At 35.4% G+C, this 19,876-nt stretch carries 22 protein-coding genes and 2 riboswitches; of the genes, 8 read left to right on the forward strand and 14 right to left on the reverse strand.

All coding sequences use genetic code 11. The features are described from left to right. The first annotated feature begins 184 nt into the window (after positions 1 to 184). Entirely contained in the window at positions 185 to 1,945 is a 1,761-nt protein-coding gene (locus tag BM350_RS03015; RefSeq protein WP_090914207.1) for an alpha-glycosidase, read from the forward strand. 242 nt (positions 1,946 to 2,187) lie between these two features. Here BM350_RS03015 and BM350_RS03020 read toward each other — a convergent pair whose 3' ends face one another. Beyond that, the gene (locus BM350_RS03020; protein WP_090914205.1) at positions 2,188 to 3,864 is read right to left on the reverse strand and encodes a glycoside hydrolase family 13 protein; all 1,677 of its coding nucleotides are present in this window, start codon (positions 3,862 to 3,864) and stop codon (positions 2,188 to 2,190) included. Between the two features lie 278 nt (positions 3,865 to 4,142). Here BM350_RS03020 and ugpC point away from each other — a divergent pair, with 278 nt between their 5' ends. Further along, entirely contained in the window at positions 4,143 to 5,243 is a 1,101-nt protein-coding gene (gene ugpC, locus BM350_RS03025) for an ABC transporter ATP-binding protein (protein ID WP_090914204.1), read from the forward strand. A gap of 38 nt (positions 5,244 to 5,281) precedes the next feature. Here the strand turns inward: ugpC and BM350_RS03030 are convergent, their stop codons facing one another. From BM350_RS03030 to BM350_RS03040, 3 genes are all read right to left on the reverse strand, one after another. After that, positions 5,282 to 5,758: an SDR family NAD(P)-dependent oxidoreductase gene (locus BM350_RS03030; RefSeq protein WP_090914202.1), complete on the reverse strand. Its 477-nt coding sequence runs from the start codon at positions 5,756 to 5,758 to the stop codon at positions 5,282 to 5,284. 97 nt (positions 5,759 to 5,855) lie between these two features. Beyond that, a complete protein-coding gene (locus tag BM350_RS03035) occupies positions 5,856 to 5,954 on the reverse strand; it encodes a flagellar motor protein (RefSeq protein ID WP_090914473.1) in 99 nt (32 codons plus the stop codon). Positions 5,955 to 6,211: 257 nt separating this feature from the next. Further along, positions 6,212 to 6,667 (reverse strand): RDD family protein, encoded by a 456-nt coding sequence (locus BM350_RS03040; protein WP_090914200.1) that lies wholly within the window; start codon positions 6,665 to 6,667, stop codon positions 6,212 to 6,214. A 146-nt stretch (positions 6,668 to 6,813) separates the two neighbouring features. Between BM350_RS03040 and BM350_RS03045 the strand changes: the two genes are divergently transcribed. Beyond that, positions 6,814 to 7,248, forward strand: coding sequence for a DUF3997 domain-containing protein (locus tag BM350_RS03045; RefSeq protein ID WP_090914198.1), 435 nt, complete (start codon positions 6,814 to 6,816; stop codon positions 7,246 to 7,248). A gap of 22 nt (positions 7,249 to 7,270) precedes the next feature. On the opposite strand, the gene BM350_RS03050 is transcribed toward BM350_RS03045, so the two are convergent. From BM350_RS03050 to BM350_RS03060, 3 genes are all read right to left on the reverse strand, one after another. Then, positions 7,271 to 7,648 (reverse strand): hypothetical protein, encoded by a 378-nt coding sequence (locus tag BM350_RS03050; protein ID WP_090914196.1) that lies wholly within the window; start codon positions 7,646 to 7,648, stop codon positions 7,271 to 7,273. 70 nt (positions 7,649 to 7,718) lie between these two features. Continuing rightward, positions 7,719 to 8,228, reverse strand: coding sequence for a GNAT family N-acetyltransferase (locus tag BM350_RS03055; RefSeq protein ID WP_090914195.1), 510 nt, complete (start codon positions 8,226 to 8,228; stop codon positions 7,719 to 7,721). A 298-nt stretch (positions 8,229 to 8,526) separates the two neighbouring features. Next, entirely contained in the window at positions 8,527 to 9,270 is a 744-nt protein-coding gene (locus BM350_RS03060; RefSeq protein WP_090914193.1) for a hypothetical protein, read from the reverse strand. Between the two features lie 234 nt (positions 9,271 to 9,504). Between BM350_RS03060 and BM350_RS03065 the strand changes: the two genes are divergently transcribed. Beyond that, positions 9,505 to 10,233 (forward strand): AAA family ATPase, encoded by a 729-nt coding sequence (locus BM350_RS03065; protein WP_090914191.1) that lies wholly within the window; start codon positions 9,505 to 9,507, stop codon positions 10,231 to 10,233. A gap of 38 nt (positions 10,234 to 10,271) precedes the next feature. On the opposite strand, the gene BM350_RS03070 is transcribed toward BM350_RS03065, so the two are convergent. The 3 genes from BM350_RS03070 to BM350_RS03080 all read right to left on the reverse strand — a co-directional run bounded on the left by BM350_RS03070 (position 10,272) and on the right by BM350_RS03080 (position 12,461). Next, the gene (locus BM350_RS03070) at positions 10,272 to 11,447 is read right to left on the reverse strand and encodes an acetyl-CoA C-acetyltransferase (RefSeq protein ID WP_090914189.1); all 1,176 of its coding nucleotides are present in this window, start codon (positions 11,445 to 11,447) and stop codon (positions 10,272 to 10,274) included. Positions 11,448 to 11,589: 142 nt separating this feature from the next. Beyond that, positions 11,590 to 12,039, reverse strand: a complete 450-nt coding sequence (locus BM350_RS03075) for an NUDIX hydrolase (RefSeq protein ID WP_090914187.1) — start codon at positions 12,037 to 12,039, stop codon at positions 11,590 to 11,592. A 128-nt stretch (positions 12,040 to 12,167) separates the two neighbouring features. Next, positions 12,168 to 12,461, reverse strand: a complete 294-nt coding sequence (locus BM350_RS03080; protein ID WP_090914185.1) for a DUF3928 family protein — start codon at positions 12,459 to 12,461, stop codon at positions 12,168 to 12,170. 368 nt (positions 12,462 to 12,829) lie between these two features. On the opposite strand from BM350_RS03080, the gene BM350_RS26740 reads away from it, so the two are divergent. After that, positions 12,830 to 13,342 (forward strand): hypothetical protein, encoded by a 513-nt coding sequence (locus BM350_RS26740; RefSeq protein WP_170857641.1) that lies wholly within the window; start codon positions 12,830 to 12,832, stop codon positions 13,340 to 13,342. A 387-nt stretch (positions 13,343 to 13,729) separates the two neighbouring features. Then, positions 13,730 to 14,347, forward strand: a complete 618-nt coding sequence (locus BM350_RS03095) for an ImmA/IrrE family metallo-endopeptidase (RefSeq protein ID WP_090914181.1) — start codon at positions 13,730 to 13,732, stop codon at positions 14,345 to 14,347. A 344-nt stretch (positions 14,348 to 14,691) separates the two neighbouring features. Here BM350_RS03095 and BM350_RS03100 read toward each other — a convergent pair whose 3' ends face one another. Together BM350_RS03100 and BM350_RS03105 are read right to left on the reverse strand one after the other, a co-directional pair. Further along, the gene (locus BM350_RS03100) at positions 14,692 to 15,453 is read right to left on the reverse strand and encodes a DUF1129 domain-containing protein (protein ID WP_090914180.1); all 762 of its coding nucleotides are present in this window, start codon (positions 15,451 to 15,453) and stop codon (positions 14,692 to 14,694) included. A 56-nt stretch (positions 15,454 to 15,509) separates the two neighbouring features. Next, positions 15,510 to 15,842 (reverse strand): PadR family transcriptional regulator, encoded by a 333-nt coding sequence (locus tag BM350_RS03105; RefSeq protein ID WP_090914178.1) that lies wholly within the window; start codon positions 15,840 to 15,842, stop codon positions 15,510 to 15,512. Positions 15,843 to 16,040: 198 nt separating this feature from the next. Between BM350_RS03105 and BM350_RS03110 the strand changes: the two genes are divergently transcribed. Continuing rightward, positions 16,041 to 16,817, forward strand: coding sequence for a 3-hydroxybutyrate dehydrogenase (locus BM350_RS03110; RefSeq protein WP_090914177.1), 777 nt, complete (start codon positions 16,041 to 16,043; stop codon positions 16,815 to 16,817). Positions 16,818 to 17,092: 275 nt separating this feature from the next. Here the strand turns inward: BM350_RS03110 and BM350_RS03115 are convergent, their stop codons facing one another. Together BM350_RS03115 and BM350_RS03120 are read right to left on the reverse strand one after the other, a co-directional pair. Continuing rightward, a complete protein-coding gene (locus tag BM350_RS03115) occupies positions 17,093 to 17,278 on the reverse strand; it encodes a YvrJ family protein (RefSeq protein ID WP_090914175.1) in 186 nt (61 codons plus the stop codon). Positions 17,279 to 17,380: 102 nt separating this feature from the next. Continuing rightward, positions 17,381 to 17,526: riboswitch (SAM riboswitch) on the reverse strand. Positions 17,527 to 17,597: 71 nt separating this feature from the next. Continuing rightward, complete coding sequence (locus BM350_RS03120) at positions 17,598 to 18,377, reverse strand: carbon-nitrogen family hydrolase (protein ID WP_090914173.1); 780 nt, start codon at positions 18,375 to 18,377, stop codon at positions 17,598 to 17,600. A 104-nt stretch (positions 18,378 to 18,481) separates the two neighbouring features. Between BM350_RS03120 and BM350_RS03125 the strand changes: the two genes are divergently transcribed. Further along, positions 18,482 to 19,672 (forward strand): pyridoxal phosphate-dependent aminotransferase, encoded by a 1,191-nt coding sequence (locus BM350_RS03125; protein WP_090914171.1) that lies wholly within the window; start codon positions 18,482 to 18,484, stop codon positions 19,670 to 19,672. A gap of 51 nt (positions 19,673 to 19,723) precedes the next feature. Continuing rightward, positions 19,724 to 19,830: riboswitch (SAM riboswitch) on the forward strand. Positions 19,831 to 19,876 lie beyond the last annotated feature (46 nt).

A 19,876-nucleotide genomic window follows, 5' to 3' on the forward strand; every position in this document is an offset into this window, starting at 1 on the left:
TCATTATACATTCTTTTATAAATTTTGCAATATTATTTTTTAAAAATTTATAAAGTTACTCTTTACATCCATTGACTTTATATGGAATGAGTACTACTCTTATAAGCAATATTAAAAGTATATTAAAAAGCAATCGTTTGCAGCATATCTTTATTGATAAAAATATTCAAGGGGGACTTTCTATATGTTCAAAGAAGCTATATACCATAGGCCAAAAGATAATTACGCATACGCTTACGATCAAAAAACACTTCACATTCGGCTGCGTACGAAAAAAAACGATGTAGATGTAGTTTCCTTCATTTATGGTGATCCATATGAATGGCAAAATGGGAAATGGCTCACAGCAAAAATATCAATGAAAAAGAGTGGTTCGACAGATTTATTTGATTATTGGTTTGTATCAATTGAACCGAAATTTAAGCGCTTACGATACGGGTTCGAACTAAAAAACAGTACTGAATCTATCATTTTTACCGAAAGAGGCTTCTTTTCCGAAGCACCTACCGACGATGTTGGCTATTACTTTTGCTTCCCATTTATTCATGAAAAAGATGTTTTTACAGCCCCTTCATGGGTAAAAGATGCAGTGTGGTATCAAATTTTCCCAGAGAGATTTGCTAATGGAGATCATACATACAATCCAACTAACTCTCTTTCTTGGGGCAGCACAAATCCAACTGCAACAAATTTTTTTGGCGGGGACTTCGCTGGCATTATGAATCATCTTGATTACCTTGTGGAACTTGGTATTTCTGGTATTTACTTTACCCCTATCTTTACAGCGCACTCTAATCATAAATATGACACAATTGATTATATGGAAATCGATCCTCAATTTGGGACGAAGGAGACATTTCAGAAGCTTGTAGAAGCATGCCATCAACGTGGTATAAAAATTATGCTAGATGCTGTATTTAATCATTGCGGATACTTTTTCGATAAATTTCAAGATGTTCTTGAAAAAGGAGAATGCTCTCCTTACAAAGACTGGTTTCATATTCATGAATTTCCAATTACAACAGCACCTTTGCCTAATTATGATACATTCGCTTTTACACCACATATGCCAAAACTAAATACTACTCATCCAGACGTAAAAGAATACTTACTAGAAGTAGGACGTTATTGGGTACGAGAATTTCACATTGACGGTTGGCGACTTGATGTTGCAAATGAAGTGGATCATAGCTTTTGGAGAGAGTTCCGTAGTGAAATAAAAGCAATTAATCCTGAAGTATATATTTTAGGAGAAATTTGGCATGATGCACTCCCATGGCTACAGGGCGACCAATTTGATGCTGTTATGAGTTACCCTGTTACAAATGCCCTTCTTTCTTACTTTGCACATGAAACGATTAAAGCTGGTGAATTTATGGAACACATTACAGCATCTTTACATTCATATTCCATGAATGTAAATGAAGCTGCCTTTCATCTATTAGATAGCCATGATACACCGAGGATTTTGACAACTTGTAATGGAAATAAGGATAAAGTGAAATTACTATACGTATTCCACCTTTCTTTCATTGGTTCACCATGTATTTATTATGGTGATGAAATCGGTATGGATGGTGGAATGGATCCTGATTGCCGAAAATGTATGGTTTGGGATGAAAATAAACAAGATAAAGTATTATTTAAGCATATACAAACATTAATTTCACTGCGAAAACAATATAAAGCCTTTAGTGGACATGGTTCATTTCAATGGATTGAAACAAATAGCAAACACGATTATATCTCTTATATAAAAACATACAAAGACGAAACAATCTTTTTTGTTTTAAATGCAACAAACCAGAAAATTACAGCTCCTATCCCTTATGATATCGCTGGCAAAAAAATTATAAATCTATATACAAAAGAAGAGTTTTCTGCCGATACAAACTCATTACAAGTTACACTTCCACCATACGGATTTTCAATTTTAACATGGTAAATCAAAAAAGCCTTGTTTTCTATACAAGGCTTTTTTGATCTCATTTTTCACGTAAGACGAAGCAGCAAACACCCTGCGATTCTATCATGTCCGGCAACTATTTTCTAAAAACTGAGATGTGTTGTATCTCATCATTTACAAGCCACGTGTCGTTTTTATGTACCAATATAACCCTCTTTTTACACAATCCCAAAGAAGAGTGTCCTGTCTCAAAGCCTCTCTATTACCTAGTTATATATTGCTTATTTCAATTTGTACACCCGTGCTTCATACGGTTGTAGAACAATATTTTCAATTGATTCATCCTGAACATCATAATTGTGGATTAATAACTCTAAATTACTATATGTTATCTCTTTCGGTAATTCAAATACACATGAAGCTTCAGTAAAATTCGCAATCACAACTAATTTCTCATCTTTCCATGTTCTTACATAAGCAAAAATAGATGGATGATCTTCTAAAATTAAATCATACGTACCATACACAATGATTTCATGCTTTTTACGAAGCTCAATCAATTTCTTATAATGATAAAAAATTGAATTTGGATCACGTAATGCCTGCCACGCATTGATGTCTTTATAATTAGGATTTACTTGAAGCCACGGCTTACCCGTTGTAAACCCAGCATGTTCGCTGTCTTCCCATTGCATCGGTGTCCGAGCATTATCGCGGCCTTTCACATAAATAGATTGCATTACTATTTCTGGATTCTCACCACGTTCATTCACTTTTTCGTGATACATATTCAGTGTTTCAATATCACGGTACTCATCGATTGAAGCAAATTTGACATTTGTCATTCCAATCTCTTCACCTTGATAAATATAAGGAGTGCCTTTCATCATATGAAGTACCGTCGCTAACATTTTCGCTGACGAAATACGATAAGTTGTATCGTTACCAAAGCGAGAGACAACGCGCGGCTGATCATGATTGTTCCAATACAAACTATTCCATCCTATATGTTCTAATGCTTTTTGCCACTTTGTTAAATTCTGCTTTAGCGTAAGGAGTGAGCATGGTATCACATCCCATTTACCGTTTTCTCCAGAATCTAAATCCATATGTTCAAACTGAAATACCATCTGTAATTCCCGGCGCTCTTCATCTGTATAAAGTTTAGCTTCTTCCGTTGTTGCACCTGGCATTTCACCAACTGTCATAATATCATATTTAGACAGCACTTCTTGATTCATTTCATGTAAATACGTATGAATATTAGGTCCATTCATAAAATATTGATGCCCTGATACATATCCTTCTTCTTCGGTATCAACAGCTGGGAGCCCTTCTGTTTTTGAAATAAAATTAATGACATCCATACGGAAACCATCAATCCCTTTTTCAAGCCAAAATTCCATCATTTCATAAATCTCTTTACGCACACGTTCATTATCCCAGTTTAAATCCGGTTGCTTTTTTGAGAATAAATGTAAATAATATTCATCTGTTGTTTCATCATACTGCCAAGCAGATCCACTAAAAGCAGCTCCCCAGTTATTTGGCTCTTTTCCACTTTTTCCTTTACGCCAAATATAATAATCTCGATATGAATTATCCTTTGATTTCCGAGATTCAACAAACCAATGATGTTCATCTGAAGTATGATTGACAACTAAATCCATCATTAATTTCATATTACGTTTATGCATTTCTTCTAACAATTCATCCCAATCATTCATCGTCCCAAACTCATTCATAATCTTACGATAATCGCTAATATCATAACCATTATCATCGTTTGGAGATTCATAAACTGGCGATAACCAAATTACATCAATGCCTAGTTCTTGCAAATAATCAAGCTTTGAAATAATTCCGCGAAGATCACCAATACCATCACCATTACTATCCATAAAGCTGCGAGGATAAATTTGATATACAACACTTTCTTTCCACCACTGTTTCTTCATCGTGCTACCCCATTTCATTATTTAATTACAAATAGGCGCAAACGTTTTCATTAGTGAATGATAACAGATTTTAAATAAAATGAAAACAGACTTACACCTTTCCTATTATCAAATAATTGTAAAACCAGCGCTCTGCTAATACTAAGAACACAATATTTAAACTACGCTTTCAAAAAACATGAAAACGTTTTAATTTTTATATTTCTTTTTTTCATGCCTTCATTTATAATAAAACGAAAGAAAACGTTTGCACACTTTTTTTGCTAGGGGGAAAAGTCATGGCAGAACTAAAATTAGAAAACATTTACAAAATATATGATAACAATGTAACAGCAGTAACAGATTTCAATTTACACATACGAGATAAAGAGTTTATCGTATTCGTTGGTCCATCTGGATGCGGGAAATCAACAACATTACGAATGGTCGCTGGTTTAGAAGATATTTCAAAAGGTGAATTTTCAATTGATGGCAAGGTAATGAATGATGTTCCTCCAAAAGATCGCGACATTGCAATGGTCTTTCAAAACTATGCACTCTATCCGCATATGAGTGTTTATGATAACATGGCATTTGGCTTAAAGCTTCGTAAAATAACAAAAGATGAAATTGATCGCCGCGTGAAAGATGCAGCCCGTGTTTTAGGACTAGAAGAATATTTAAATCGAAAACCAAAAGCATTATCTGGAGGACAACGACAACGTGTTGCATTAGGACGTGCCATTGTTCGTGATGCAAAGGTTTTCTTAATGGACGAGCCATTATCAAACCTTGATGCAAAATTACGTGTAACAATGCGCTCAGAGATTTCTAAGCTGCATCAAAAACTTGGGACAACAACTATTTATGTGACACATGACCAAACAGAAGCTATGACAATGGCATCGCGCCTTGTTGTTATGAAAGATGGGAAAATACAGCAGATTGGAACACCAAAAGAAGTATATGAAACACCAGAAAATATTTTCGTTGGCGGATTTATTGGCTCTCCTGCAATGAACTTTTTCCGTGGTCAATTAACAGGGACTCACTTTGTAATAGACAATAAGATAAAAATTAAAGTATCTGAAGGAAAAATGAAACTACTAAGCGAACAAGGCTACATCAATCAAGAAGTTATTTTAGGAATTCGCCCAGAAGATATTCATGATGAACTCTTATTTTTAGAAGCTTCACAAGATACAACATTTACAACAAAAATCGATGTTGCTGAACTATTAGGCGCAGAATCTATTTTATATATGAAACTTGGAGGTCAAGATTTTTCAGCACGTGTCGATGCGAGACATACTTTCACAAATGGTGATCAAATCCAGCTTGCTTTTGATATGAATAAAGCGCACTTCTTTGATGTAAAAACCGAAAACCGCATTCGCTAAATACAAAGAAACCGTCCATATTCATGGACGGTTTTCCATTATAATACTACTTCTGCTGTCTGAAACGATTGTTGCCTTGCTCCTATAACACCAGAAATCGGTAAATCTGTTAACATCATTTCTTCTTGCTGCTTCATAAAAGATGACGTCAATTGTTTTATTTTTATCCAGACGTCATTTATACAAAGTGTAGTGGAATCGTTCTCTTTTTCATGAGAAAAAATCGGATCTATTTTATATAATCCAGCATTATTAAACAACATATCAACCCTATTATAGACTTCAAGTGCAACTTCTAAAACGTGTCGCCAATCACTTTGCTTACTCATATCGTGAGTAACAAAAATTGCATCTCCACCTAATTCTACAATTTCTTCGACTGTTGCTTGTCCGCCTTCCTCATCAATATCTGTCACAATTACTTTTGCACCTCGCCCTGCCAACAAAAGAGCCGTGCTACGGCCAATACCGATGCCACCACCTGTTACAACGACAATTTTTCCTGCTAGCTTCATCGTCATTACCCCTTCTGGTTAGTCTTACCGTCACAGTATACTCCTTTTTTCAAAACATCTGCAAGCAGGAAAAGATCGATATATAAGATGTAATCGTTTACTTTTGAACTTTCTCTTTTTTCTTACTATTATATGGATCAAAAGCTAGACCGACAAAAATAAGAGTTCCCCAAAATAATAAACTTCCTCCCATCAGTTCGCTCCTCCCCAATATAAAATTATTACTCTTTATTATAAATAAAAAAAGCGCGCCTTTCCGTGACGCGCCACCAATATGGAGGGTACTATATAGGAGATGCCTGTCCTATACAAATTCTATTATACCAATTAAAAGTATCGAATTTTGTAAAAATTTAGACTTAACAAAAATTTTATTGAAATATTTCCTCTTTACTATTATCGTAAAAGAAATTTTACAATAATTAGAAAAGAGAAGCAACTGCTTCTCTTTCTCTATACAATACTTATAACTCTAGTTTTTACTATGAGATCATGAAAACCGCTATTATCACTTCTAAACAGCATTATGTATATATTACATATTACTGGGATTCCAAGAAATAAGATATTTGGTATTAACAATACAATAAACCTCATTGTTAATATTCCTAACGTTAACTTTTCATTTGTAAGTGATACAAGTTTTGTACGTGTAAATTTTTTCCCTGGTGTATATCCATTCCAAATAAATGGTAGAACGATAAAATAAAGCGCCATTAATAAACATACAAGTCCAAGATCGTAACGAATATCTCCTGAACTCACATTAAAACGATTCAAAATCGCTTTATAGTTCCCTGTTGTAATTGAGACAACAGCACCGTACAGAACAGAAATGAAAAACATATCGATAATTGCAGCCCCTATGCGATTCATAACGATCGCTGGACGATGTATTTTCAGCTTCATGTTGTGTCGACTCCTTTTTTCTATCCTATATTAACTGTTTCATCGTATCATGTCTAAAAACAGTTGTAAACAACTCATAAATTGGTGTTTTACTCTCTTTTCCTGTACAATATGTATCAGTCACATTTCTGAAGGAGGAGCTCATTTTGAAACGATTCATCATTTTCTGCTCTTTCATACTTCTAGCTAGTTGTGCAACAAATTATAATCAATCTCATTACAGCGTTAGCGATGAATATGAACTCATTAACGTTGGCGGTGATGCACTAGAACTATTCCCAAAGTCAGATGCCCTATATGCTTCTCAATATATCCCAGCAAAAATTGTAGAAATTGCCTGGAATGACGCTTATATTTTAGCAAAACAAATGGAACAAACGGATGATCCTAACAATCCTGATGCTTCTCTCACCAATCAAGCAAAAGAGAATTATTGGATTATCGATTTAAAAAATAACCGCCGGTTTGGTCCCTATACAAAAAAACAATTTGACGAACAAAAACAAGAATTTCGCATCTCAGAACAACTGCAATTACAGAACGTAAAAACTTACTTTACGAAAGCAAAACAAGAATCTTAAAAAAAGGTCAAATGAAAATATTTCATTTGACCTTTTTTTCCGTATTTTCTTTATAAAACAACATTCCATAAACAATAGCTCCAAACATAATACAAAATAATAATTGCAATGCCTGTTGAATCGATACAATATGCAGTTGCAAAATGCCTTGAACACTATCGCTGTAACTATAATATCCCCAGATGTAAAAAAAGATAAATACGACTATAAATATATACTTCTTATGTTTATAAAAATAATGTGCACTGCCCATTCCATATCCAAATAGTACTACTATATATATAAATTCACATAGAAGATACATAGGAGATATTTGCTCAATTCGTTGTAACATATATAATAAACCTATTTGAAAGCAAGCGACTATAATAAATCCAGCCAAAACCGTGAACATTCTCACGGATTGTCTCTCCTTTCACTCTATTCACTTCATTATATTCATGAAATGATAAAACGAGCGGGGAGTTGTATTATATAAGAAGAATTTTTATATCTTTCCAACCGTATGCAATTTCTTTTACGTGCAATTCTTCAATATTTTTCTCATCTATAAAAGAACCTTGTACTGCTTCATAAAAATATTTAGAGGGATTATTTGCTACTACCCAAACAAGCATAGACTGATAGCCATTCTTATATAGATCCGCTGCTACCGCTTTTAGCAATCTTTTCCCCAGTTGATTACGCTGGTATTCTTTTAAAATATATATCGCATATAATTCTCCTTCATATTCATAACTACCTGTTCGCTCTTTCCCACCATCTGCAAAACCGATTATTTTTCCGGCAACTGTTTTAGCAACATAAACATGCGATTGCTGTTCTTGTAATATTTTTCTCCATAGTCCTTCTCGCTGCTCATACGATTTTTTATCTAACACTTCTTTTGGCATAATCCCTTCATATGTTTCTCTCCAACTATCAACATGAACATGTGCGAGTGCTTTTGCATCATTTACATTAGCTTTGACAATATACATTTTTTCATCTCCCTACTAAACTAAACACTATATAAATATAAATTCTCTATAAAACGACATATTTCCTATCCTACTATATATATCCATTGTAATTTTTCGACATCTTTGTCTAGCTCTGCTGAATACAACATGACCTGTACTCACTTGTTCCCTTTGTTTAATCACGCATGTGGTAGAAAAAAAGCCCTGACCGCTTCTATGCATAGCCAGATGCTCTCGCCCACCTAAATAGAAAGAGGATTTTTATGTCGATTTTTTAAATTTGTATTTATATAACAATGAAAAAACCATTTCACTATTATAGTGAAATGGTAAATGTTTGTGGTTCTGCAATTTTTTCATGTATGTCTCCTATTGCAAGTATATCTGTTGTAAAAGAAATCGTTTTTACTTTTTCATTATTATCACTTAATAAAAGACCGATTAACCCTTCCCTTGTTTCTCCAGAACTATAATCCTCTCTCGTTACACTTTTTGTACCAACAAGCGTATCTTCTGCATATAAGAAGTTTTTCGTTGGCACATGAAATTGTTGCTTTTCATTTACAGTTACATCATTCATAGAAAAGAACTGCATCTCTTTGTCGCCTGCATTTTCAACCTTATATGTGATTTCAAGATATTTAGCAGTATCACCAATATCTTGTCCACTTAGTGATGCATATAATTCTGCCTCTGTTTGCTCCAGTGTCTCTCCTAAGCGGCGTTGTACTTCTTCCGGAGTTAATTTTGTATACATTTTCAACGTCTCTTTTGTTTCAGATTCCATATTTGATAATGTAATAACTCTTACATTTTCTACATAGATTTTCATCGTTCCAACTGTAAATGTTTCATTTACATGTTTGATTTGTTCTAACGTTAAAGTACCCCAGTTTTTTTCTTTAATCTCTTGTCCTACTTTTGTTAATTGTATACCGCCATACTCATCTGTTTCTGGAATGGCCTGCTTCCTCGGTTGCTTCACTTTTTCCTGCTGAGTACAACCACTTAAAATGATGACAAAACTACATAAAATACAAAATACGTTCCATATTTTCATAATCCTTCTCCTGTCAGTACATACTATGAAACTATCATTGCATGTACTATTATACTCTATATATCCATTTAAATTTTTTGACCTATAAGTCGCTGCTATGCATGCTTAGATCCTCTCTCTCCTAAAAAAGGGATTTTTATGTCCGTTTTTCAACTTGTATTTACATAAGTTGTCTATCGCTTAGCTTTTCTGCTACTTTAGAAATATAATCTACTTTGAAGTGAGGTTCTTATATTGCTAGAGAAACAACCTTTTTTACAAACGATTTTATTAAAAAAAGACAAAATCCCATCATTTTCTGTATATCCCTTTTCCTTGCCTGTTGTTCATTCATTACAATCTTTGTCCTTTCATCCAAAGGTTACCTATATTATAGGAGAAAATGGGACAGGAAAATCCACATTATTAGAAGCAATTGCCACTGCATGGGGATTCAACCCAGAGGGAGGGACAAAAAATTTTCGTTTTTCGACAAACACTTCTCATTCTGACTTGCATGAATATCTCATACTCAGAAAAGGTTTACAAAAACCGAAAGATGGATTTTTTCTTCGTGCGGAATCTTTTTATAATGTTGCATCTTATATTGATGAAATTGATGCTATTCGCTCTTATGGGGGTACTTCCCTCCACGAACAGTCCCACGGTGAATCATTTTTCTCTGTATTTATGAACCGTTTTTCTGGTAACGGACTCTATATTTTAGATGAGCCTGAAGCTGCCTTATCACCAATGCGCCAACTTTCCATGTTAATTCGTATGCACGAGCTCATTAATCAAAATGCACAATTTATTATAGCTACACATTCCCCGATTTTAATGGCATATCCAGACGCGATTATGTACTCTTTACATCAAGAGAAAATACAAGAAATTACGTTAGAAGAAACCGAACATTATCAAACGATGAAACTCTTTTTTGAAGATCGCAAAAGACTATTTCATCATCTCTTCCGTTCATAAACAAAACCAGCTAGTAGATACACTAGCTGGTTTTGTTATTATAATGCTTCTATAAATAACGCTACTCCCATACCGCCACCGACGCAAAGAGAAGCAATACCCTTTTCTAATCCTCGTCTTCTTAATTCATGAATCAAGCTTACTGTAATACGTGCTCCTGTACATCCAATTGGATGACCAAGACCTATTCCACTGCCGTTTACGTTTACTTTTTCACGATCCAAGCCTAATTCTTTCTCTACTGCTAAATATTGTGCAGCAAATGCTTCATTAATTTCAAATAAATCGGCATCATTTACCGACCAATTTACATTTTGCAGTCCTTTTTGAATTGCTGGAACTGGCCCAATCCCCATAATTTTAGGATCTACGCCTGCTACAGAGTATCCAACAATTCTCGCTAATGGTTGCAGCCCCTTTTCTTTCGCTTTCTCTTCACTCATTAAGACTAACGCTGCACTTCCGTCATTAATACCTGATGCGTTTCCAGCAGTTACTGTGCCACCCTTGTGAAAAGCTGCCTTTAAACCCGAAAGTTTTTCTAACGTAATATCTGCACGAGGATGTTCATCTTTAGAAACGACAACCTCTTTTCTACGTTCCTTTATCGTAATCGGCACAATTTGTTCATCAAAATAACCCGCTTCGATTGCATGAAGAGCACGTTGATGACTTAACAGCGCTACTTCATCCTGTTCTTCGCGAGAAATTTCAGATTGCTTCGCAAGATTTTCCGCAGTTTCTCCCATCATAATATGATGGATTGGATCTTCTAGCACTTCCCACACCATATCACGAATTTCTCCATGTTGTAGTCGTTGTCCCCAGCGGTTCTCTTTTAATAAATACGGACTAGAGCTCATCGCTTCTACTCCCCCTGCAACAACAACATCACTTACACCTAATTGAATTTGCATTGCGGCTGAAATTAGCGCCTGCATACCTGAAGCGCATTGACGCTGAATTGTGTAACCAGTAACCGTATCAGGAAATCCCGCCATAAGAGCTGCTGTTCTTGCTGTATTTGCCTCATCTGTTCGCTGAATACAGTGACCTAAAATCACTTCATCTACTTCACGGGGCGACACACCGCCTCTTTTTACAGCTTCCTGCAATACAGGAACTATAAGTTCAGTTGGTTTTACATTTTTGAAAGCTCCTCCAAATGTTCCAATCGGTGAACGAACTGCCGCTGTAACGACTACATTACGCATCGTGTACTTTCTCCTCTCTTATGTATCCTAGTAAAATTCGGATGAAATACCATAAGATGCATATCTATGTCTATTATATTAGAAAGTAACTAAAAAATAAAAATATTTAATAAAATTAAAATAGAAAGATACTTATCTCCTTCTATTCTGTTAATGCTAATAAAAATTTTTGAAGAATTTTTTCTGTTGTTGTATTCAATTTCGGCAACTTATCAATCGGAAAATATTGAATATCCAATCCTTCTTCATCACATTTCATTTCACCATACACATGATGCGCTTGAAATACATTGATTACATTATAAATTTCGTCTCCGTGAGGATAACGATAATATAAGTCTTGACCAGAGAGCACACCGAGAAACTGTAAGGAATCTGCTTTTAAACTAGTTTCCTCTCTTAATTCCCTCTCTGCTGTTTCTTCAATTGTTTCTCCTAACTCCATTGCTCCCCCTGGCAATCCCCAATCATATGTATCAGAACGAAGTTGTAATAATACTTCATTCTTTTCATTTAAAACAATAATTGCTGATCCTACTATTATAAGTGGTTTTGTTCCAACTAATTCCCTTAGCTCCTGTATATACCCCATTATGTAACTCCCCTTTCTTTTCCCCTCCTATAATAGCAAAATTCCTTCTTTATTTGTTTGATACATATAAAATATTTTTATTCACACAAAAGAGGCTAACTCACATTAGCCCCTTCCTCTTACATTATCTAGCCTATATGACTTTCGTATTTTACGTCTTCAAATGCTCTTTCAATTTCTTCATCTCGGTAATGTACATATGTAAAACGTCCTAATTCTACTAAACGTGCAATTTCCCGCAATGCTTTTCCTTGTTCATACCCTTCTTTGACGGAGACATGAACATAAAACTTCATGAGCGGGGGCTCATACAACGTTTCACCCACTTCCACATATACATTTTCTACCCCTTGTACAACTTGAGCATAACTCGCAAATTGATAAATAGCTTCACGGTCTGAAACAATTTTAAGTGTATACATGTTTTTTCCCCCTTTTCTTTTTACTATAACAAAAAATGGATATATAAGCGTGTCGAAGTTTGACTATTTTCTGACTTCTTTTCATCATTTTTTTATTCTGCTATTTACGAATAGTAAAGCCCCATCCTCAAGTTTCAGAGAAAATGAACAAATTCTTTATCTGAAATACAGCTGCTAATACAAATGCCCCTATTTTTGTATTAAAACTTTTCACAAATTCATGTAAATATAATAAATTATTATTAACTCACGTTATAACAAAATAAAAAACAACTCAAAGTGATGGTTCATTTGTCCATACACTTTCTCTCTTTTTACATAAAGTATCGTATAGACATTTTATGTAGCTACTAAAGGAGAGGATTTTCTTGTCTTATAGTAATCACGATCGCGATCGAAAAAGACTCCAGTATACTCAGCCCTATCCCCCAGACGAAGTAACAGAAAGACATGCACACAATCATAACGTTGCTCAAATTTCAGATAGTGGAAACTCCCACGTAAATTTAAATGTAGACTCTGATATAGATTCTGAAACAGCTTCTTCTAATCGGCAGCCTACTGATGTAGAACAGAATCAGAGACAAGGGCAATCGAATACAGATGCTACAAACCAACTATTAGCAGCCCTGCTTCCATTCTTAACGAATGCATTAAATAATGCTACTCCATCCCAGCAGAGTAACCAAAACCAATTCCAAAACCAAAGCCAAAACCAATTCCAAAACCAAGGCCAAAACCAAGGACAAAACCAATTCCAAAACCAAAGCCGAATCCAAATCCAAAGCCAAAACAAAAACCAAAGCCAAGGCCAAAACAAAAACCAAAACCAAAGCCGAATCCAAAGCCAAAACAAAAACAAAAATAATTTAAATGAATAGGCTACTAAAAGTAGCCTATTTTTGTAAGGAGGGTTGACCATGCGGCGAAATAGCTCCGAAATTTCAAACAGCGGAAATTCTAATGTTAATGTGAACGTAAACGTCGATACAAGTTCCCTTGCTTATGCAATGATGTGTTATTGGCACTCGAGTGGTATGATTACTGATGAACAGTTCTCACATATGATCACAAATTTTAGCAGTTTACTAAATAAAGAGGATGCTATACTTCCGCAACTCTTATCAAATAAAGAATATTCTCCCTACCTAGTTCGACAAAAAAATAATATAAATACATTAAAAACATTTATCCCCCCTTTTTTCAATCGTTAAGTTCATTTCCTTTTTATCCAGACAGAAAAATTCACTATATTTGAGGTGCCTCCTATGCGTCCTTATGTTAACATATGTATTTGCATTACTCCCGGATCTCATATTGATAAAGAACGTATTGCTAAAGATATTGCAATTGCTGAATATATTTGGCATCCTATCGTATTTAAAATTAAGGATGTCAACGTACTAGATGAGCCATATCGTTTTCATGATGGTGAGATTAGTTATGTATCTTCGCTAAAATCACAACCAAAGTTGACTTCTTTATTTGCTGAGTGCAGGGAACTTGCCTCGCAATGTGATATTTATATTTGTTATATCGGCAGTAATTATTTTCAAGAACAATCCATTATCGCTTGCGCATATTCTTTAGCCATTCACACACAAATTAAAGGTTACATTGTATTAACAAATGCCGCTTCAGCTTCGAGGAACATGTACACACTTGCACACGAACTTGGTCACATTTTATTCACACGACGTGTACAGGACAAGCTTACAAATGCAGATCCCGAGTGTCCAAACGGTTCCGAACACCATCCTTCTCCTACAAACCTTATGCATTATATCGTTCCTCCCCCTCATAAATCACAAATAGATTCCTTATTAACAAATACTCAAAGAGAATTATCTTTACAAAGCCCTTTATTGCGTAAAGAAAAAAAGTAATTGTTGTAGGTACTTCTATATATACTAGTTAAAAAACCGACATAAAAACTCCTTTCTTTTTAGGGGGACGAGAGCATCTGGCCGCGCATAGAAACGGTCAGATCCTGCTCCTACCACATGCAAAGCTGAAAACAAAAGAAGAAAACGAGTACATGTCATGTTGTATCCTGCATAGCAGCGACCTATATGTTGAAAAACCACCATGAATTTATATGAGTAATTCCTCTCTTCTACCCCAAAAGACTTTATATCTTCTTTTATTCCTTTTACCGTTAAATACGCTCCTGTATCTTCTAGAAACTACTTTAATTGTTTTGAAAACCTCTAACTCTTTCCTATCTTAACTATCTCTGTACAATATTTTGTCGTTTGGAATCCCACATCATAAGCAGTGCTAAACTTCCATACAACAAAATTGGTTCTAAAAATCCCCAATCCGTATTATTAATACCAAGATATTCAAATAAAAACATAATAAAGAGCAAAACAACTAAGGTTAATACTCCTATCCAGCTATTTAGGCGAAAATTAATTATTATAGCCACCACAAATAATAGAAAGCCTAGAATGTAACTTTGCACTGAGGATAAAGACAAAAATGGTGTACCATACTGTTTATCTAGTAGCATTAATCCAACAAGCAACACCATTGGAATGACAGCCATTACTACATATATAATGGAAAACTCTCTTAATTTACTCTGAAAACTAGAGCTTCGAAAAGCAAAAATCATCCCTGCTATCATCAAGAATAGAATGATAGGGTATCCAATTAAACTAATAAGTGATACAGTGACTGGTTTCTCTGTATTTCGAAATACAAGTTCTGGAATCAACCAATAAGCTGCTGTTGCAATCACGAAAGAAATAAGTAAATTCCAATTTTCTTTCTTATCAACTTCCATCTCTTCAGCCAATTCTTGCGCATATTCTTTCGGCGAATCCCCAAAAATATCTGTTACCGTCTTTCCTTCTTTTTCTCCTTCTATTAAATGAAGCTCAGCATCTTCTAAAAAACTATTTACATCTTCCTCCTTTATTCCTTTTGTTAATAAATACACTTTCATATCAACTAAAAACTTTTCACCTTCTTTAGAAACTTGCATAATACTCCCCTCTCGTTTAGATTACTTATTTTTGCTTCTCTTTCATCGCGTCAGCGTTATCGTTTCCTCCTCTTTCCTTCCAACAAACGCTGTACACTACTTTGCATCGCTTCCCACCGTTCCATGAAATCATCTAGTGCACCTTCACCTTTTTCTGTTAATGTGTAATATTTTCTCTTTGGACCAGATGGTGATTCTTTCATCGTACTCGTAATCAATCCTTCTTTTTGCATGCGAATTAATAGCGGATAAATACTTCCTTCACTTGCCATTGTAAAACCATACTGTGCCAGTTTTTCACTCATTTCATATCCGTATATTTCTCCTTCAGAAATAATGGCAAGTAAGCATCCTTCCAAAATACCTTTTAACATTTGACTTGTCGACATAATTCAAATCCTTCCTCTACCTTGTTTTACAAGATAGATAGGTATAAGTATCTTGCTTTACAAAATAGTATAGCAAACAGTATTTTGTAAAGCAAGATAGCTTGCGTATTTTTTCCAAAAGATTGCAGGATTTTCCACTTTGTTTCTATAAATAGAGCAGTAGAGCTAACTATATTCATAGGGGAGATGGAATAAAAAATGTTTAAAAATCGCGTTGTATTTTTAACAGGTGCAGCAAGTGGCATTGGATATGAAATGGGAAAAGCTTTTGCGAAAGAAGGCGCAACTGTAATGATTACGGATCGGTTAGAGGACCGAGTACAAGAGGCAGTGAAACAATTAGAGAACGAAGGGTATAAAGTATTTGGAATGCAATGTGATGTAACAGTAGAACGTGAGATTGAACAAGCTATTTCTGAAACGGTTACACGATTTGGTTCACTTGATGTATTAATTAATAATGCAGGCATGCAATACGTTTCTCCAATTGAAGATTTCCCAACTGAAAAGTTTGAAATGCTTATTAAAATTATGCAAATTGCACCGTTTATTGCAATAAAACATGCATTTCCTATTATGAAAAAGCAAAAATACGGGCGCATCATCAACATCGCCTCTATTAATGGTCTCGTTGGCTTTGCAGGAAAATCTGCATATAATAGCGCCAAGCACGGGGTAATCGGACTTACAAAAGTCGCAGCATTAGAGGGAGCTGAACATGGCATTACCGTAAACGCACTTTGTCCTGGCTATGTTGATACACCGCTTGTTCGCAACCAACTTCAAGATTTAGCTACAACGAGAAATGTCCCACTTGAACATGTACTAGAAGATGTCATTTACCCACTTGTACCGCAACAACGATTATTACATACAGAAGAAATTTCAGACTACGCCTTATTTTTAACAAGCGAAAAAGCAAAAGGGATTACAGGACAAGCTGTTGTCATTGACGGTGGTTATACTGCACAGTGAAATTCAATAAACTATTTTTCTTCTATATCAATTTTAAAAACGGATTGTGCCTATTCACACAATCCGTTTCTGTTACATATATAAATCCACTTTGATTTTTCAACACACAAATCGCAACTATACAGAATACAACATGCCGGCTACTGGCCTGCTTCTTTTGTTTCAAACCTGGCATGTGGCAGGAAAAGGCCCTGACCGCTACTATACATAGCCAGTCCCTCTCGACCACTCAAAAAAATGCTTTTCTATCGATTTTTCATAGAGTGACTGAGTAGTTACGTCGTTTTTTCAATTTGCATGTACATATTTTCTTTTGGAGATTCATACCTTTGCATTTGCTTTGGTAACTTCTCAATTGCAACAATAACGCTATCTAACTTACTTTCAATTCTATGCAGCAAGTATAGCGTCACAACAATTGGAAAACCAACATTGCCAATAACGGATATCCATTCCTCCATCGATGTCTCCTCCCTTCTTATTATAAATAAGCAGAGAGGCAAAAAAGTGGTAACTAAAAACCCCTTTCTACTGCGAAAGAGGTTTGAAGATTCACTTCTCCCCTCTTATCTATCAGAAAGTCTCTCTTTCTGTTGGAATTAGCACCGTGCCTTACTAGGCGCCAATCATGCGCCCCATTTCACAATGGTATTACGGTCGGTTGCTGGGTTTCATCGGGCCAAATCCCTCCACCTGCTCTTGATAAGAGTGTATAGTTGTCTGAATTTTTCGTTTCTGTTTCTGACTATACCAAGAATAAAATTTGTTTGTCAACATTTTTTATGTGTATAATTCTGGACGCCGATCAAAAAAAACAGGAATCCCTTTACGCACTTCAGAAATTTTCTTTATATCTAATGTTCCATACAAAATCGTTTCTGTTTCATCAGCCTCAGTAACAATTTCTCCCCAAGGATCAATAATAAGAGAATGGCCAGCAAATACATTATTAGGATCACTCCCCGCACGATTGCACGCCACAACATAACATTGATTTTCAATCGCCCTTGCTTGAAGCAATAATCGCCAATGTGCTAAACGAACAAGCGGCCACTCTGCTACAACAAATAATACCGTTGCCCCATGCGCAGTATGAATACGCATCCACTCTGGAAAACGAATATCATAGCATATTGTTCCTGCACACGGTATATCCTCCAATAGAAAATGCCCCGTTTCATTTCCAGCAATCAAATATTTATGCTCATCCATCAGTTGAAACAAATGCACTTTACTATATTCAGCCACAATTTTTCCATTTCGATCACTAATATACATCGTATTTGTAACACCATTCTCTGTCTGCTTTGCGATCGAACCACCGACAATATTTATACCATGTTGCTTACTCCACTTTGATAATAAACATTTCGTATAATTGCCATCTAGATCAGCAATATCAGGAAGACGTTCTAGATCATAACCTGTTGTCCATAACTCTGGCAATACAATAACATCTGGATTTCCCTTCATTGCTTCTCTTATTTTTTTTTCGGCATGTTCTATATTTTTTTCAACATCACCAAAAGTAATATTCATTTGAACACAAGCAATTTTCATTACTTTCTCCCTTCTTCCTTTTTATTTTTTTCCTTTACAAAAAGTTGGAAAAATTATATCATTTGTCACTATAATTGTAACAATTTTCAAAAGAGGTGGAAAGTATGAAACATTTTCAAATTTCCGAGATATTAACATCATTACCAACACAATTTTTTGCTTCTCTTGTCACAAAAGTAAATGGAGTAATGCAAGCTGGTCATGATGTTATTAACTTAGGACAAGGAAATCCAGATCAGCCAACACCAACACACATCGTAACAGCATTACAACGGGCAGCAGAACACCCTATTCACCATAAATATCCACCATTTCGAGGACATGAAAATTTAAAAGAGGCTGTCGCTACATTTTATGAGCGTGAATACGGTGTACAATTAAACCCACAAACAGAAGTAGCTATTCTATTTGGCGGGAAAGCTGGCTTAGTTGAATTACCACTTTGTTTTACGAATCCAGGTGATACAATCCTTGTTCCTGATCCAGGTTATCCAGATTATTTATCAGGCGTAGCCTTAGCAAAAGCAAAGATTGCTACAATGCCACTGCTAGCAAAAAATCAATTTTTACCTGATTATACAAAAATTGATGTACAAACTGCTAAACAAGCAAAATTAATGTTTTTAAACTATCCAAACAATCCGACCGGAGCCGTTGCAACAACAAAATTCTTTGAGGAAACTATATCGTTTGCGAATGAACATAACATTTTAGTCTGTCATGATTTCGCGTATGGTGCCATCGGCTTTGATGCTAAAAAACCGCTTAGTTTCTTACAAGTCGATGGAGCAAAAGATGTTGGCATTGAGATTTATACGTTATCAAAAACATATAATATGGCAGGGTGGCGCATTGCATTTGCTGTTGGAAATGCAAGTGTCATTGAAACGATTAACTTATTACAAGATCATATGTATGTTAGTATTTTTGGTGCCGTACAAGAAGCTGCTTGTGAAGCGTTATTAAAACCGCAAACTTGTGTCGATGAGCTCGTAGAACGCTATGAATCTCGCAGAAATGCTTTCATTACTGCTTGTCGCTCTATCGGCTGGAATGTCGCCTCACCAAATGGTTCTTTTTTTGCATGGCTTCCCGTTCCAGATGGCTATACGTCAGAGCAATTTGCTGATGTACTATTAAACCAAGCACATGTCGCCGTCGCCCCAGGTATCGGCTTTGGCAAACACGGGGAAGGGTATATTCGCGTTGGCTTATTACATTCAGAGGAACGTCTTCAAGAAGCAGTTCATAGAATTGCTAAATTAAAAATTTTCAAAAAACCATTGACAACGTAAAAATTCTCTGTCAAAATTCAGTTATCAAAAATTTTAAACATTTCCAAATACTTCTTATCAAGAGCTGGTGGAGGGACGAGCCCGATGAAACCCGGCAACCGATCTACTTTATGTAGGCACGGTGCTAATTCTCGCAGCGTTATGCTGACAGATAAGGAGCTGGTTGTAAAAAACCTCTCCTTAGCTGAGAGGTTTTTTTATTCA

Origin of the sequence: Bacillus sp. 103mf (genome assembly GCF_900116295.1) — a bacterium.
GTDB classification, from domain to species: domain Bacteria; phylum Bacillota; class Bacilli; order Bacillales; family Bacillaceae_G; genus Bacillus_A; species Bacillus_A bruguierae.

What these genes read in the sequence shown, in the direction of transcription:
- BM350_RS03015 (WP_090914207.1), top strand. Translation starts at nt 185, where the DNA reads ATGTTCAAAGAAGCTATATACCATAGGCCAAAAGATAATTACGCATAC.
- BM350_RS03020 (WP_090914205.1), bottom strand. Translation starts at nt 3,864, where the DNA reads ATGAAGAAACAGTGGTGGAAAGAAAGTGTTGTATATCAAATTTATCCT.
- ugpC (WP_090914204.1), top strand. Translation starts at nt 4,143, where the DNA reads ATGGCAGAACTAAAATTAGAAAACATTTACAAAATATATGATAACAAT.
- BM350_RS03030 (WP_090914202.1), bottom strand. Translation starts at nt 5,758, where the DNA reads ATGAAGCTAGCAGGAAAAATTGTCGTTGTAACAGGTGGTGGCATCGGT.
- BM350_RS03040 (WP_090914200.1), bottom strand. Translation starts at nt 6,667, where the DNA reads ATGAAGCTGAAAATACATCGTCCAGCGATCGTTATGAATCGCATAGGG.
- BM350_RS03055 (WP_090914195.1), bottom strand. Translation starts at nt 8,228, where the DNA reads ATGTATATTGTCAAAGCTAATGTAAATGATGCAAAAGCACTCGCACAT.
- BM350_RS03060 (WP_090914193.1), bottom strand. Translation starts at nt 9,270, where the DNA reads ATGAAAATATGGAACGTATTTTGTATTTTATGTAGTTTTGTCATCATT.
- BM350_RS03070 (WP_090914189.1), bottom strand. Translation starts at nt 11,447, where the DNA reads ATGCGTAATGTAGTCGTTACAGCGGCAGTTCGTTCACCGATTGGAACA.
- BM350_RS03075 (WP_090914187.1), bottom strand. Translation starts at nt 12,039, where the DNA reads ATGGGGTATATACAGGAGCTAAGGGAATTAGTTGGAACAAAACCACTT.
- BM350_RS03080 (WP_090914185.1), bottom strand. Translation starts at nt 12,461, where the DNA reads ATGTATACACTTAAAATTGTTTCAGACCGTGAAGCTATTTATCAATTT.
- BM350_RS03095 (WP_090914181.1), top strand. Translation starts at nt 13,730, where the DNA reads ATGCGTCCTTATGTTAACATATGTATTTGCATTACTCCCGGATCTCAT.
- BM350_RS03100 (WP_090914180.1), bottom strand. Translation starts at nt 15,453, where the DNA reads ATGCAAGTTTCTAAAGAAGGTGAAAAGTTTTTAGTTGATATGAAAGTG.
- BM350_RS03105 (WP_090914178.1), bottom strand. Translation starts at nt 15,842, where the DNA reads ATGTCGACAAGTCAAATGTTAAAAGGTATTTTGGAAGGATGCTTACTT.
- BM350_RS03110 (WP_090914177.1), top strand. Translation starts at nt 16,041, where the DNA reads ATGTTTAAAAATCGCGTTGTATTTTTAACAGGTGCAGCAAGTGGCATT.
- BM350_RS03115 (WP_090914175.1), bottom strand. Translation starts at nt 17,278, where the DNA reads ATGGAGGAATGGATATCCGTTATTGGCAATGTTGGTTTTCCAATTGTT.
- BM350_RS03120 (WP_090914173.1), bottom strand. Translation starts at nt 18,377, where the DNA reads ATGAAAATTGCTTGTGTTCAAATGAATATTACTTTTGGTGATGTTGAA.
- BM350_RS03125 (WP_090914171.1), top strand. Translation starts at nt 18,482, where the DNA reads ATGAAACATTTTCAAATTTCCGAGATATTAACATCATTACCAACACAA.